Source organism: Hymenobacter segetis (genome assembly GCF_038448715.1).
GTDB classification, from domain to species: Bacteria; Bacteroidota; Bacteroidia; order Cytophagales; family Hymenobacteraceae; genus Hymenobacter; species Hymenobacter segetis.
Genome location: NZ_JBCEVZ010000005.1, coordinates 15,962 through 29,191 on the forward strand (window position 1 = coordinate 15,962; position 13,230 = coordinate 29,191).

General features: G+C 60.0%; 12 protein-coding genes. 4 read left to right on the forward strand and 8 right to left on the reverse strand.

Annotated features, from left to right (window positions below; translation table 11 throughout):
• Positions 1-178: 178 nt before the first annotated feature.
• Positions 179-892 (reverse strand): C40 family peptidase, encoded by a 714-nt coding sequence (locus AAFH49_RS03435; protein WP_342296021.1) that lies wholly within the window; start codon positions 890-892, stop codon positions 179-181.
• A gap of 334 nt (positions 893-1,226) precedes the next feature.
• Between AAFH49_RS03435 and AAFH49_RS03440 the strand changes: the two genes are divergently transcribed.
• Together AAFH49_RS03440 and AAFH49_RS03445 are read left to right on the forward strand one after the other, a co-directional pair.
• Positions 1,227-1,589, forward strand: coding sequence for a hypothetical protein (locus AAFH49_RS03440; RefSeq protein WP_342296022.1), 363 nt, complete (start codon positions 1,227-1,229; stop codon positions 1,587-1,589).
• A gap of 136 nt (positions 1,590-1,725) precedes the next feature.
• Positions 1,726-2,538 carry a hypothetical protein gene (locus AAFH49_RS03445; protein ID WP_342296023.1) on the forward strand — a complete coding sequence of 271 codons (813 nt, stop codon included), beginning with the start codon at positions 1,726-1,728 and terminating at the stop codon, positions 2,536-2,538.
• A gap of 85 nt (positions 2,539-2,623) precedes the next feature.
• Here the strand turns inward: AAFH49_RS03445 and AAFH49_RS03450 are convergent, their stop codons facing one another.
• On the reverse strand, positions 2,624-3,550 hold the full coding sequence (locus AAFH49_RS03450) for a helix-turn-helix domain-containing protein (protein WP_342296024.1): 927 nt from the start codon (positions 3,548-3,550) through the stop codon (positions 2,624-2,626).
• Positions 3,551-3,708: 158 nt separating this feature from the next.
• Positions 3,709-4,869: an acyl-CoA dehydrogenase gene (locus AAFH49_RS03455; RefSeq protein WP_342296025.1), complete on the reverse strand. Its 1,161-nt coding sequence runs from the start codon at positions 4,867-4,869 to the stop codon at positions 3,709-3,711.
• Positions 4,870-5,048: 179 nt separating this feature from the next.
• Here AAFH49_RS03455 and AAFH49_RS03460 point away from each other — a divergent pair, with 179 nt between their 5' ends.
• Both AAFH49_RS03460 and AAFH49_RS03465 read left to right on the forward strand, forming a co-directional pair.
• Positions 5,049-5,411: a DoxX family protein gene (locus tag AAFH49_RS03460; protein WP_342296026.1), complete on the forward strand. Its 363-nt coding sequence runs from the start codon at positions 5,049-5,051 to the stop codon at positions 5,409-5,411.
• A gap of 40 nt (positions 5,412-5,451) precedes the next feature.
• Positions 5,452-6,060, forward strand: a complete 609-nt coding sequence (locus tag AAFH49_RS03465) for a hypothetical protein (RefSeq protein ID WP_342296028.1) — start codon at positions 5,452-5,454, stop codon at positions 6,058-6,060.
• Positions 6,061-6,078: 18 nt separating this feature from the next.
• On the opposite strand, the gene recJ is transcribed toward AAFH49_RS03465, so the two are convergent.
• The 5 genes from recJ to lptC form a co-directional block, all read right to left on the reverse strand.
• On the reverse strand, positions 6,079-7,818 hold the full coding sequence (recJ, locus tag AAFH49_RS03470) for a single-stranded-DNA-specific exonuclease RecJ (RefSeq protein ID WP_342296029.1): 1,740 nt from the start codon (positions 7,816-7,818) through the stop codon (positions 6,079-6,081).
• Between the two features lie 217 nt (positions 7,819-8,035).
• A complete protein-coding gene (locus AAFH49_RS03475) occupies positions 8,036-9,862 on the reverse strand; it encodes a tetratricopeptide repeat protein (RefSeq protein WP_342296030.1) in 1,827 nt (608 codons plus the stop codon).
• A gap of 191 nt (positions 9,863-10,053) precedes the next feature.
• The gene (locus tag AAFH49_RS03480; RefSeq protein WP_342296032.1) at positions 10,054-12,177 is read right to left on the reverse strand and encodes a peptidylprolyl isomerase; all 2,124 of its coding nucleotides are present in this window, start codon (positions 12,175-12,177) and stop codon (positions 10,054-10,056) included.
• Positions 12,178-12,341: 164 nt separating this feature from the next.
• The gene (locus AAFH49_RS03485; protein WP_342296033.1) at positions 12,342-12,605 is read right to left on the reverse strand and encodes a hypothetical protein; all 264 of its coding nucleotides are present in this window, start codon (positions 12,603-12,605) and stop codon (positions 12,342-12,344) included.
• A gap of 22 nt (positions 12,606-12,627) precedes the next feature.
• On the reverse strand, positions 12,628-13,206 hold the full coding sequence (gene lptC / locus AAFH49_RS03490) for an LPS export ABC transporter periplasmic protein LptC (protein WP_342296034.1): 579 nt from the start codon (positions 13,204-13,206) through the stop codon (positions 12,628-12,630).
• Positions 13,207-13,230: the final 24 nt, after the last annotated feature.

A 13,230-nucleotide genomic window follows, 5' to 3' on the forward strand; every position in this document is an offset into this window, starting at 1 on the left:
CCAACGGTTTAGCATAGACTAGCCAACGCCTGGCGAGTTTAATACAAGTATCCCATTTCTTACTGAGTAATCGCTGAATTATCAGCCAATGGAGCCAATACCCCGGCGAAGGGCACAAAAAAAACGCCCGGCTGCAAGGCCGGGCGTTTTGCTTGAACTTCTGGTCTAAATCCGAAGGCTATTGAACCGAGGCAATTGCTGATTCGGTGGCAGCTTCGGTGATTGCCTCATCGGCCGCAGCAGCGGCGCGTACGCGGCCGGCGGCGTAGAAATTGCGGTGGTAGTAGGGCTGGTTCAGCGAGCTCACCATCACGCCGCCGTTGCAGGCCGAGTGGGCAAACTTGCCGTCTTTCAAATAGATACCAACGTGGTAAATCGGCCCTTTGCCCCGGCGGAAAAACACCAGGTCACCGGTCTGCATCTCGGCCTTGGCCACGCGCTGGGTGTTGCTGAACATGGCCCGCGAAGAATGAACCAGGTTGATGCCGTACACCTCGCGGAACACGCGCGTCACGAAACCCGAGCAGTCGGTACCACGGCGCGAGTTGCTACCGAAGCTGTAAGGCGTTCCAATCCAGTCCGTTACCGTACGCAGCAGGTCCTTGTTCTCATCGAAGGCCAAGTGCAGGCCCAGGGTCTGGGCGTAGTAGTGGTAAGTGAGCGAGTCGCGGGAGGCGGCCAGCTCGGCGGCAGTGGGCTTGGTGGCCGGTGGGTTGCTGGGGTCGCTTTCGGGGGTAGTCTCTCCTATCGTCAGGGCCGGAAGCAGCGAAGCTTCGGCCACGACCGGTGCCGAGATGGCACGGGCCGTAGCCGAAGCTTCGGGGGCGCGTTCAAAGAAGAAGGAGAGGGCCAGCGAGGTAGCGGCGAGGCAATACAGGAGGCTGTGTTTCATTGTCCGTCGTTAGGGTTGGGGGCAAAAAACCGGGTTCCAAAGTGAGGGCGGAAGAGCCGGAGTAGTAGCTTTCTTAGGCGATAGGCAAGGCTGAGTGTAGCCGAGTGAAGAGGTGGTGAAAAGAAGTCGTACCCGATAATTTCTATTGTTCGTAGAATAGGTCGCAGGGTAAAGCTAGGTTAAACTTTTGGTAAGTCCGGCACTTTTTCTCAAAAAAAAGCAAAAACACTTTTCAAAAGATAATTTTATCAATAAATATTAACTGAACAGCTTGCAACCAAGCTCGTCTTTGCTTCGTATCTGCGCGACCAAAATATTCCTATATCTTCCCCTTATGAAAAAGCTCCGGACCTGGACTAACTCGCCCCTCGCCCTCATCGCTCGCCGCGTGCTCAAGGCCCAGCGCGTGGCCATGGTGGTGGGCCAAACGGTGCACCTGAGCGGGGCCTCCCGCGAGGAATTCTTGGCCGATGCCGAGTGGGTAGCCCACGAGGCCGTGCACCTGCGCCAGTACCAGGAGCACGGCCTGTTCCCCTTCCTCTGGAAATACCTCCTGGAGTCGGCCCGCGTGGGTTACTACCACAACAAGTATGAAGTGGAAGCCCGTGAGGAAGCCCGCCGCGTGGTGCTGGCCGACCCCAACCATGTGCTGCGCCCCCTGCCGCGTCACTCCCAGCCCAGCCCCGAAACGACTTGATAAGACTAGCATTAGCCAAAATAAAACTGGCGAATTGCAACTAACCGGCAGTTGATTACGAATAAACCCAACGCCTTTGGCGCTCCGGCGCAGGACTCTCTTCTTTTATTTCCACTTCCAATTCCCGCTCATACTCATGGATAACCAGCAAGACCAGTTCGGGACCCCGAACCCAGCTAATACCGGCCGCACCGGCCAGAACCCCACCACGCCGGGCACCAATCCCAGCACTTCCAGCGGCGCTTCCGCCGCTTCGCGCAAATCGGCCCCCACGCCCAGCGCCCAAAGCTCCTCCCCTGCTTCCGACGCTCAGAATCAAACCACGGCCAACGCTGGCGACAACCGCCAGGGCGAAGGCCAGCAAACCAACTCCCAGGAAGGCACCCTGCTCGACACGGCCCTGAACAGCGGCAAAAAATGGATTGAAGACTCGGGCGTGCTCGACAGCGTGAACCAGCTGCCCCAGTCGCTCAAAGACCTTGGCAACCGCGCCCTCGACCGCGTCAACGGCCTCAGCACGACCCAGAAAGTGGTAGGCGGCGCCATCCTGGCCGGCGGCATTGCCTGGCTAGCCACCCGCAAGGGCAAGTCGGGCAGCAGCGACAGCAGCGCGTATAACTATGGCCGCCAGCGCGATGCCGGCAGCTACGGCCGCCGCAGCTATGGCTACCAAGCCCCCGACGCGAGCACCAGCCGCCGTCCGGCCGCCGGCACCACCGGCCGCACCGATAGCGGCGCGCCCTACGCCAACAGCGGTAGCCGTTTCGGCAGTAGCGGCAGCTACAGCAGCGATGCCAGCGCCTCCAAGTCATCCAGCAATACCGGCATCCATTCGGGCAGCGGCCGCAGTGAAAGCAGCCCCAGCGCCTCGGCATTCACCGACCACGGCGCACAAGCTTCCGAGCACCGCTCCCACTCGAAAGACGACGGTTTCCGTAGCATCGAATAACCTCGTAATCTGCTAAAGAAAAAGCCCCGCTTCTCCTCGAAGCGGGGCTTTTTCTTTGCTATCGCCTTTAGGGCGAACAAACTATTTAGATGTTCATGGCCGACTCGCGGCGGCGCATCTTACCGGCCGGGATGCCGAACATCATCTTGAAGCGGCGGCAGAAATAGGCGGTGTCTTTGTAGCCCACTTCCTTGCCGATGTCGCGGATGCTTTTCTTGGTGGTGCGCAGCAGGAACACGGCGCGCTCCATGCGCTGGTATTCGATGTAGTCCTGCGGGTTGATGTTGGTCAGCATCTTGAAATACTGGCCCACGTAGTCCTCGCTCACGTTGGCTACGCCCGAGAGGACTTTGTTCGACAGGTCGCCGCCCAGGTTCTCCTTGATGTAGTTGAACAGGTCAATCAGGCGGGGGTCTTTGAAGTAGGTGCTGTTGGTGGCCAGCTGCTCCACAAACATGTTGTTGCGCAGCACGTAGCGCACCACTTCCACCACGATATTCTCGGTGTAGATGTTGATGAGACGCTCGCGGCCGGGCAGGTCCTGCATGCTCTCTTCCACCACCTTAATCACCAGATTGGCGAGCTTGGGCTGGCCCGAAATGAGGAAGGCCGGCACATCGAGCGAGGCGAAGAAGTTCACCGAATCGAACACCTTGGCTTCGAAGCTTACGAAGCTGTGGCTCTCTTCGGCGTCGCCGATGAGGTCGAGGTTGTCGTTGGAATGGAAGAACTTGTCCTTGTTCGAAATGAGGTCATCGTTGGTGATGACGCGGTTTTTCGTGTCTTCGCCGTAGCTCACGCGGGTGGGCCGGCCGCCGGGGATGAAGAGCATTTCGCCTTCTTCCACCACCATAGCCTCTTCGCCAAACGTGAGGTGGCCTTTGTGGAGAAGAATCAGATTATTGCCGACATCGTAGGAGTTGCGCACAGTAAAGGGCTGATGCAGCACCAGGTTTTTGGCCTTGATGTATCGAACGCCCAACGACTCGATGACTTTATTGTAATCTTCCATAATTCAGGTGGCCCGGAAGGCCGTTGAGGGGTGCGGACGAGGTAACTGGGTGGCTACCGCAATGCAATATAACAGCTTGAAATTCACAAAAACTAAAAACCCAGCCAAATAGTGGCTGGGTTTTGTGCAATGAATCTGAATTTTAGGCAATTCCCCGTTTACTTGAGGATATCCCGCGAAATCACAATTTTCTGAATTTCCGAAGTGCCCTCGTAAATCTGGGTAATCTTGGCGTCGCGCATGAAGCGCTCGACGTGATATTCTTTCACAAAGCCGTAGCCACCATGAATCTGCACCGCTTCTACTGCCGAGTCCATGGCAACTTTGGAAGCGAACAGCTTCGCCATGGCACCCGACTTGCCGTAGTCGGCGCCGTTGTCTTTGTCGGCGGCGGCTTGCAGGCAGAGCAGGCGGGCGGCGTCCACATTGGTCGCCATGTCGGCCAGCTTGAACTGGATGGCCTGGTGCTGGGCAATCGGCACGCCGAAAGCCTTGCGCTCCTTAGCGTATTTCAGGCTGAGCTCCAGCGAGCCCGAGGCAATGCCCAGGGCCTGCGACGCGATGCCGATGCGGCCGCCGGCCAGCACCTGCATGGCGAACTTGAAGCCGAAGCCGTCGTCGCCGATGCGGTTTTCCTTGGGCACCTTCACGTCGGTGAACATCAGCGAGCAGGTATCGGAGCCGCGAATGCCGAGCTTGTTCTCTTTCGGGCCCTGGATGAAGCCGGGCATGTCCTTGTCCACGATGAGCACGTTGATGCCACGCGACTTCAGCTCGGGGTGGGTTTGGGCGATGACGAGGTAAACCGAGGCGGTGGTGCCGTTGGTAATCCAGTTTTTGGTGCCGTTGAGGAGGTAATGGTCGCCCATGTCCTCGGCGGTGGTGCGCTGGCTGGTGGCGTCGGAGCCGGCTTCGGGCTCGCTCAGGGCGAAGGCACCGATGATTTCGCCGGAACACAGGCGGGGCAGGTATTTCTGCTTCTGCTCTTCGGTGCCGTACTTCTCCAGGCCCCAGCACACCAGCGAGTTGTTCACGCTCATGATAACCGAGCACGAAGCATCGACTTTGCTGATTTCCTCCATCGCCAGCACGTAGCTCACGGTGTCGAGGCCGGAGCCGCCGTACTCGGGGCTCACCATCATGCCCATAAAGCCGAGCTCGGCCATCTTCTTGATTTGCTCGGCGGGAAATTTCTGGTGCTCGTCGCGCTCGATTACGCCGGCCCACAGCTCGCTTTGGGCGAAGTCGCGGGCAGCGTCGCGCACGGCCAGCTGCTCTTCGCTGAGCTGGTAAATATTGGATGAGGTGGCGGTTTGCATGGGCGGGGTGGGAATAATTGATTTAATGGCACAAAAGTACGGCCCTGGGGCACGACGGGCAAGGTGAACGGTATGCGCCCAGTGTGCCTAACAGCCGTTAGCCAACAAAAGATTCTGGCCTTTCGCCCCAAACAACCTCTTGGAGCGACCCGGAGTTTTTGCCCGACTTTTACCCAGATATGACTATTCGCCTCCTCAGCCGCTACGTGCTGGCTTTGCTATTTGTGCTGGCCGGCATCTGGCATTTTGTGCATCCGGCAACCTATATGGCCATTATGCCGCCCCAGCTACCGGCCCCGCTGGCACTGGTGTACGTGAGCGGCATTTTTGAAATGCTGGGCGGCCTGGGGCTGCTGCCGAAGCGCACGCGACGGCTGGCCGGCTGGGGCCTACTGGCGCTGCTGGTAGCCGTGTTTCCGGCCAACGTGTACATGGCCCTGATTCATGAGCAGCTGCATATTCCCGGCTGGGTGGCCTGGGGCCGGCTGCCCCTGCAATTGCCCTTGATGTGGTGGGTGTGGCGAGTGATGCACCAGCGGTAGCGCACCCTATCTTGCGGCCGCATTTTCTACCATTTGCTCCATGTTAACAAACGCAAAAAGCAATTTCCTGGGCCTAATGGCCTTGGCACTGAGCACCTGCTCGCAAGCCCACGCACAGAACCTCTCAACTGCTCCGTCAGCTTCTACGCCGGTTGCTCAGCCAGCCGTGCTCACCCTGAATTCCTTTGCAGCGGCCAATGACTCGCTCCTGCACCGCGTGGCGCGCACGCGGGCTCAGCTTGAAGCCCGCATCTCTTCTTTTAAAGCCACGCAGGGCTCTTTTGGTGGGCTGCACCGCAAAGTACGGAGCTACACCGGGGTGCCAAAAGGCGTAGTCGATGCCGTGGGCGTTCAAACCAGTTCGGGTGTGGTCAAGCAGCAGACTATCAAGCACCGCTACGGTATCGAGCTGGAAAAAATAGTGTATCGCGATGCCAAAGGCCGCAAGGTGCTCACAGAGCGCTACGAAGGGCGCCAACTGACCCGCCTCGAACTGTTCGAATACACTGAGCCGTTCAGCGCACCGGTGGGCAGCTGGCTGCTCGTGCGCGGCGATTATCTGCGCTATATCTTCTCGCCGGTTTCGTTAATTTACAAAGGCAGGCAGCAAAAGAGCTACTTCTTCCGCCCTCGCCCGGCCGGCGAATAGCGGAAGAAGTTTAGCGGCTTACTCCCAGCGCACGTCCAGCAGACGCAGCTGCACGCTGCGCTGGCCCCGGTACTCGTTCAGCTCCACGGTGTAGCAGGCGCTGAAGGGCCGGCCCTGCTCAATCTCGGGCAGGTAATCGGCCAGGCCGAAGCCAATGGCATCCACGGCTGGCCCTTGGGCATCGGCCGAGGCCAGGCGCAGCTTGAGGTGTCCCTGCCCCACCACGCGGGCGCTATGTGGCACGGCAATCAGCCGTTGCGAGGCGAATACCGGGTTGGGGTTGCCGGGACCAAACGGCTCCATGCGGCGCAATTCGCCGAAAAACTCTTCGGTGATGCGGCTCAGGGGCAGCACGGCGGCTATTTCCACGGGCCGCACCAGGTGCTCGGTGGTGAGCGTATCGGCCACCACTTCTTCGAAGCGGCGCTGAAAAGCGGGCACGTTTTCCACCTTCAGCGTGAGGCCGGCGGCGGCGCGGTGGCCCCCAAACTGGTCAAGCAATGAGGAACAGGCTTCAAGAGCCGTGTGCACATCGAACCCGGCCACGGAGCGGGCCGAGCCGGTGGCCTTGCCGTCGCGCTGCGTGAGGATGACGGTAGGGCGGTAGTACTGGTCGAGGCAGCGCGAGGCCACGATGCCGAGCACGCCCTGGTGCCAGTCGGCCTTGTAGAGCACGGTGGCGTGGGCGTTTTGCAGAATGGGGTCGCCGGCAATCATGTCCAGCGCCTCCTGGGTGGTGTGCTGGTCCGAGCCGCGCCGCTGCTGGTTCATCTGGTCCACCACTTCGGCGGTGTAGCGGGCTTCCTGCTGGTCGGGGGCCAGGAGCATGGCCACAGCGCGGCGGGCGTCGCCCATGCGCCCGGCCGCGTTGATGCGCGGTGCAAAGCCGAATATCAAGCTGCTGATGCCCAACGGGCCTTCGCGTAGGGTGGCCAACTCGCGCAGCGCGGCCAGGCCGGGGCGCAGCAAGTGGGCATCCTCATTGAAGCGCCGAAGGCCGTAGGAGGCCAGAATGCGGTTTTCGCCGGTGATGGGCACGATGTCGGCGGCAATGCTCACCGTCACCAAATCCAGCAAGTCGTGAAGCGGAGCCTGGGGCAGGCCAAGATGTTCGCCCAGCGCCTGCATCAGCTTGAAGCCCACGCCGCAGCCCGAAAGCTCTTTGTATGGATACTCGCAATCGGCCCGCTTGGGGTCGAGCACGGCCACGGCGGCCGGCAGCTCGTCACCGGGCAAATGGTGGTCGCAGATGATGAAATCGACGCCCCGGCTGCTGGCGTAAGCCACCTGCTCCACAGCTTTAATGCCGCAGTCGAGCGCGATGATGAGCGCGAAGCCATTATCGGCGGCCGTATCAATGGCCTTGTGCGAGATGCCGTAGCCCTCGGTGTAGCGGTCCGGGATATAGTCGCGCAGGCGCTCGGCCCCGAACAGCGGCGTTAGGTAGCTTATCACCGTGGCCACCGAGGTGATGCCGTCCACGTCGTAGTCGCCCAGCACCAGCACTTTTTCGCCGGCTTGCAGGGCGTGGGCCAGGCGGGCCACGGCGCGGTCCATGTCGCGCATCAGCAGCGGGTTGGGCAGCTGGCGCAGGTCGGGGTGGAAGAACGCGGCGGCGGCTTCGGGCGTGGCAATGCCGCGCTGCACCAGCAGGGCGGCTATCTCGGGGGCAATGAAGAGAGCCTGGGTGAGGCTATGGACCTGGGCAGGGTCGGGTTCGGGGATATAATTCCAGCGCTTACCAGCGGATACGGACATTGGATACTTCGTCAAAATGGGTCCAAAAGTACGACCAAACCCCTCCCCCGCGCCGATGGCCGTACCTTCGCCCTCCGTTTTGCCAGCCCCGCGCACCATGAAGAAGCTCCGAGATTTCTACCGCCAATACCGCCAGTACATCGGGACCGATGTGCTGATGTACGGGGTATTTATCCTCGTGCTGGCGCTGATGTTCGTGTTTTTCCGGTAGGCGGACCTACTGCACCCCATCGCCCCGCAGCTTGCGGAAGCGCTTGCGGGCCTCGGCCACGTAGATGCTGCCGGGGAACTTGGTAATCACCTGGTTGTAGAGCTCTTGGGCTTTCCCCTTGTCCTTCACGTCTTCCTCCTGAATGCGGGCCAACAGGAACAGCGCATCGTCGCTCAGCACGTCCGTTTTCGGGTTGGACGTGATGCGCTCCAGCGTGGCAATGGCCCCGGGGAAGTCGCCGGTGCGGCGCTGGAGCTGCGCTTTCAGGTAGTAGGTGTCATCGGCCAGCGAATGGCCAGGGAAGCGTTCCAGCAGCGCATCCAGGCCTTTAATGGCCTCCGGAATCTTGTTCTGAAACACCAGTTGCTCCACGGCGGCGTAGGCTTTCAGCCCCAGGCCCAGCGTGTCCTCCACGGTGTTGTCCTGAATCAGCAGCGAGAGCTGCATGGCGTCGTTGGCGATTTCGCGGGTGGTGGCTTCTTTCAGGATGTCAAGGTGGCTTTGGGCTAACTTGAAATCACCCGCATAATAGCTCAAGCGGGCGTTGCGCAGCTTGGCTTCGTAGCCCAGCGGCGAGTCTTTGTGCGACTTCTCCACTTGCGAATACAGCAGCGTGGCCTCCCAGGGCTCCCCTTTCAGGATATATAAATCGCCCTGCGTGACCTTGGCCTCGTCCACCACCTCATCGCTGGCGCGGGGCATGTCGATGACTTCCTGGAGCAAGGTCATGGCCCTGGCCCGGTCATTCAGCTGGAAAGCGTAGAGGTTGGCCAGGTTGCGGATAACGGGCGCGGTATCGGGCGTGCGGCCCAGCTCGGCCAGCAGTTGGTCATATTCCGTCACCAATGCCCGCACCTTCGCCACATCCACGGGGTAGGTTTCGCGCACCTGGGCCTCGCGGGCTTGCAGCAGGCGCTGGCGGGCCCCGTTATAATACGGGCCGTTACGGTACTCCTTGGCCACATAGGAGAAGCCTTCGATGGCCGTTTCGTAGTCCTTATTCTGCTGCGCAATGGATGCCAGCTCCATCACCCGCACACCTTCGCTGCGGCTGCGGCGGTCCAGGGCGCGGGCCTGCATCAGCGCGCCACCGAAATCGTGCCGCTGCACCTGCAGCCACAGCAACAGCTCACTGTAGGCCGCCTGGTCGGGGTGCTCCTGAATGGCGGTAATCAACTGCTTTTCCAGCGCGTCGAAGTCTTTTTCTTCGTGAAGGGCATTTTGCAGCATGTTGCGCACGTAAGGCAGCTGCTTGTCGTCCTGGGCTATCAGGCGCAGGGTTTCGGCCAGTACCTTGGGCTGGTCCTGGCTTTGAGTGTAAAGCTGGATGAGCTGCGGAGCGTACTCGGTGTCGTTTTTGGCCAGGGCGCGGCCGCGCAGGTAGGTGCGCTCGGCCCATTCGGGCAGCTCGCGGCGGCTGAATTCGGCCGCTACCGGCTGCACCTGCGTGGGCGTGAGCTGGGCCAATACCTTTTGCCACTGCTTTTCGGCTGCCGGTTTATCTCCAGCCGCCAGATATGCGCCGCCCAACGTCACGCCCAGCGTGGCATCTTCGGGACGCAGCTTAATGGCTTTTTTAGTCAGCTTTTCGGCATCCTTGTAGCGCTTCAGCGCCTGCAGCGACGCGATATAGACCGGGAAGGTCGCCAGGCTGGTTTGCTCTTCCAGCGGCAGCTTTTCAAACAAAAAAACCACTTTCTCATGCTCGCCCCGGCGGGCGTAGTCCTGGGCCAGCGCGGTATTGCTCACGGGTGCCCAACCCTTAGAGGGCTGCGCATGCGCGGGCAGGCTCAGGAGTAAAGCAGCAGCAACGAGGAAGGAAGACGAACGCATAGATTCAAAAGTCGATTCAGGAAGCACTAGCCGACCGCAAAACGCCACCAGCTAACGGCCTCAAAACGCCGGACCGCAGGCGCTTCGTTCAACGCTAACGCACTGGCCCGGCCCCGCAAAGCCCACGCTTAGAAAACGAAAAAGGGCCGCCCCCGAAGGTACGGCCCTTTTCAAACTCGCGGATTGACGTCCTAGAAAAACTTCGTGCGGTTGTCTTTCACGTTGGCATGGGCCTTCACGGCCTCGTAAATCTTGCCATCCTGCGCCTGAGCACGCTGCTGGGCCAGCTGCTTCTGCACGGCTTTCACGTCGCCGGTAGCCGCGCCGGGCGTCACGCTCACCGGCTCAATCACCAGCACACCCTGCTCGCCCTGAATCGGAGCCGATTTCTGGCCGGGTTTCAGCGCGTAGGCTTTGCCCACGGCCAGCGGCTCGAAACCGATGTTGGCAATGCTGCCCTGGCCCAGAATCACGTTCTCGGCGGTACCTACCTGGGCGGTGGGACCGTATTTGGCGGCCATCTCTTCCAGAGTGCCGGCTTTGGGCAGCTTGGCGATGATTTGCTTGGCTTTCTCCTCGTTGCGCACCATGGCCGACAGCTCGGGCTTCAGGTTGGCTACGGTAGCGGTGCCTTTGGCGCGCTCGTCGGTGAGGGCGGCAATGACGTACTGGTCACCCATTTCGTACACTTCCGAAACGTCGCCCACCTTGGTTTCGGTGCCGTTCGGGTTGAAGCCGAAGGCCCAACGCACCAGCTCGCGGGCGTTCTGCAGGTTGTTCACGCTGCGGGCACCACGGTCCAGGTTTTTGGCTTCCTGCTTTTGCAGGGTTTTGTCTTTGGTAGTCAGGGCGCGGAAGCTGGCGAGGTCCGTGGCCTGGCCTTTCAGCTCCTGGGCCTTGGCGTAAGCAGCTTCACGAGTGGCATCGCTCGGGGCGATGGTCTTCTTCACCTCAGCCACCTGATAGGTCTGCTTGGTGGGCGCGGCAGTGATTTTGATGATGTGGTAGCCGAACGAGGTTTCTACCACGTTGGGCAGCAGGCCGGGGGCCGTAGCGCCGAAAATGGCTTTCTCAAACTCCGGTACCATCCGGCCTTTGCCGAACCAGCCGAGGTCGCCGCCCTGCTCCTTGGTGCCGTCGGTGCCGAACTGGCGGGCCATGGCCGCGAAATCAGCGCCGCCCTTGATTTTGTTCAGGATGTCCTGAGCCTTTGCTTTCGCGGCGGCTTTGGCTTCGGGCGTAGTGCCTTCGGCCTTGATGAGGATGTGGCTGGCCCGGGCGGCGGGCTCTTTGCCCACACCGGTACCGGTCACTTTAAACAGCGAGTACGTGCCGTTTTCGGCGTACGGACCGTAGATTTTGCCAGCAGTCAATGGCAGCTGCTTGCGGAGCTCCTCGGGCAAATCGGCAGGGCTACGGAAGGCCTTGTTATAAGGCTGCTCCGAGTTCTGCATCACAAACAGCGAGTCGACCGGGGCCGAGGCAAACTGCGTGGTCAGCTCGGCCATCGAAGTTTTCACAGCGGCGCTGTCCTCTTTCGAAGCCACCACCGGCACGGTGATGTACTCCACCGAGCGGCCGTCTTCTACTTTGTATTTGCCTTTGTTCTTGTCGAGGTAAGCCTGCAGCTGCTCGTCGGTCACTTTCACAGCCGAGTCGGAGATGCTGCCGTAGGGCACGAACAGGTACTTCAGCGTTTCCTTGGTGTTCTGGGCGGCATCGAAGCGCTTGGCTTCGGCCGTGGTCACGTACACCGAGTTTTTCAGCAGGGCGTTGTACTTGTTGGCGAGGCGCTCAGCGGGCAGGTTGGCTTCGAAATTGTGCCAGGCGGCCTGGTTTTCGGGGGGCAGCTTGTCGAGGTTTTTCAGGTACTCCACCAGGCGGGCTTTGTCGAACTGACCCGTTTTCTGGTCGGTAAAGGCCTGCTTGATGCCGGGGCTGATGTTGTCGCCCTGCACCATGTCCACCAGCTCGTCGTCGCTCACGGTCAGGCCCAGCTTGTCCCACTCCGGCTTGAAAGCCATGCGGTAAATGGTCTGGTTCCAGGCCTGGTCGCGCAGGTAGCCGAGGGCTTGCTCGTCGGGCTGGCGCTGCTGCTGGGCCACGAAAGCCTGCTTGGCTTGCTCCAAAGCGTTGTTGTAATCGGCCAGCTCTACTTTCTCGCCCGCTACCTCACCCACGGTTTGGTCGTTGCGGTTGAAGAGCCGGTTTTTGCCGCCCACCAGGTCGCCGCCCACAATGAAGAGCAGCATCCCGACGGCCACGGTACCTACCGCCCAGCCAGATTTTTCCCGAATCGTGTTAATTAAAGCCATTTACTTGTCAAAAGAATCGAAGTCTGTGTTGGTCAAAAGAGGCGCAAAATAACCAGAATTTGGCCGGCAATCAAAGTTTTACGGTTTTTAAAGTCCTCACTCAAGCTGTCCCAACCGATTGCAACGCCCTAGTCGCTCCAGTAGCATTATAGCCGAATACTAGCCTAGCGGCGTTTTTTAGTCGATTTGGCCGGGGTTTTGGCGCGTGCCTGCTGGGCCAGCTTGGCTTTTTGCTCGGCGATTTTTGCTTCCAGCCGCTCCTGCTGCCGCCAGTATAGCAAGGGCATCCAGCAGGCCATCGCCACCATGAAAATCCAGTAGTTGCGCATCAGGTCGTTGAACAGCAACGTCTGGTAAATGCCAATAACCATGGCCACTACGCCCACGGCAAAGAGCACGGTGCGCAGCAAGTCTTTATCAAATTTCATGGGAGTTGCGGTTTATGGGCCGTTAGCGGGCGGGCGCGGGCGCTGTCACGGCCTGGGGCGCGGCAAACACGCCGGTGGGCCGGGTAATCTTGTACCGCGAGAAATTCTGGTTGGCCTTCAGGCCATAGCCGGTCAGGTATTCCGTAGGCGTGGTGACTTTCACAAACATGGCCGAATCAGTGTAAATCAGCTGCTTGGTCTTGTCAAAGAACAGCTCCTCGGTGTCCATGTTCTGCTGTTCGGGCACGTTCATCACGTGTACCTTGCCGCGCATGATGTAGAGGTTCTTGCCCTTATCGGATTTGCCGTAATTGGCTTTCAGCGTATTGATGACGTTCTTTTTGCCATCGGCCGAGTAGAACGTGACCAGCATGCCCTTGGGGTAGATGATATCGCCGTTCTCGAACTGCTGCTCCAGTGGGGCCGTCAGTTGAAACTTCAGCTTGGCCGAGTCGCTCACCAGCGTCAGTACGTTGGTGGTTTCCATCAGCGGGCCGGTGTAGACCTGCATGGGGCCGGTGGCGGCTTTTTTTTCGCAGCTAGCCAAGGCCAGTGCGGCCAGCATTGCCCCCACTCCTGCCGCGTGCCACGATGCTTTCACTTAGATATTGGTTAGATATTCTCC

Excerpts from the sequence above, each read along its gene's own strand:
- AAFH49_RS03435 (WP_342296021.1), bottom strand. The coding sequence starts at position 892 with ATGAAACACAGCCTCCTGTATTGCCTCGCCGCTACCTCGCTGGCCCTC.
- AAFH49_RS03440 (WP_342296022.1), top strand. The coding sequence starts at position 1,227 with ATGAAAAAGCTCCGGACCTGGACTAACTCGCCCCTCGCCCTCATCGCT.
- AAFH49_RS03445 (WP_342296023.1), top strand. The coding sequence starts at position 1,726 with ATGGATAACCAGCAAGACCAGTTCGGGACCCCGAACCCAGCTAATACC.
- AAFH49_RS03450 (WP_342296024.1), bottom strand. The coding sequence starts at position 3,550 with ATGGAAGATTACAATAAAGTCATCGAGTCGTTGGGCGTTCGATACATC.
- AAFH49_RS03455 (WP_342296025.1), bottom strand. The coding sequence starts at position 4,869 with ATGCAAACCGCCACCTCATCCAATATTTACCAGCTCAGCGAAGAGCAG.
- AAFH49_RS03460 (WP_342296026.1), top strand. The coding sequence starts at position 5,049 with ATGACTATTCGCCTCCTCAGCCGCTACGTGCTGGCTTTGCTATTTGTG.
- AAFH49_RS03465 (WP_342296028.1), top strand. The coding sequence starts at position 5,452 with ATGTTAACAAACGCAAAAAGCAATTTCCTGGGCCTAATGGCCTTGGCA.
- recJ (WP_342296029.1), bottom strand. The coding sequence starts at position 7,818 with ATGTCCGTATCCGCTGGTAAGCGCTGGAATTATATCCCCGAACCCGAC.
- AAFH49_RS03475 (WP_342296030.1), bottom strand. The coding sequence starts at position 9,862 with ATGCGTTCGTCTTCCTTCCTCGTTGCTGCTGCTTTACTCCTGAGCCTG.
- AAFH49_RS03480 (WP_342296032.1), bottom strand. The coding sequence starts at position 12,177 with ATGGCTTTAATTAACACGATTCGGGAAAAATCTGGCTGGGCGGTAGGT.
- AAFH49_RS03485 (WP_342296033.1), bottom strand. The coding sequence starts at position 12,605 with ATGAAATTTGATAAAGACTTGCTGCGCACCGTGCTCTTTGCCGTGGGC.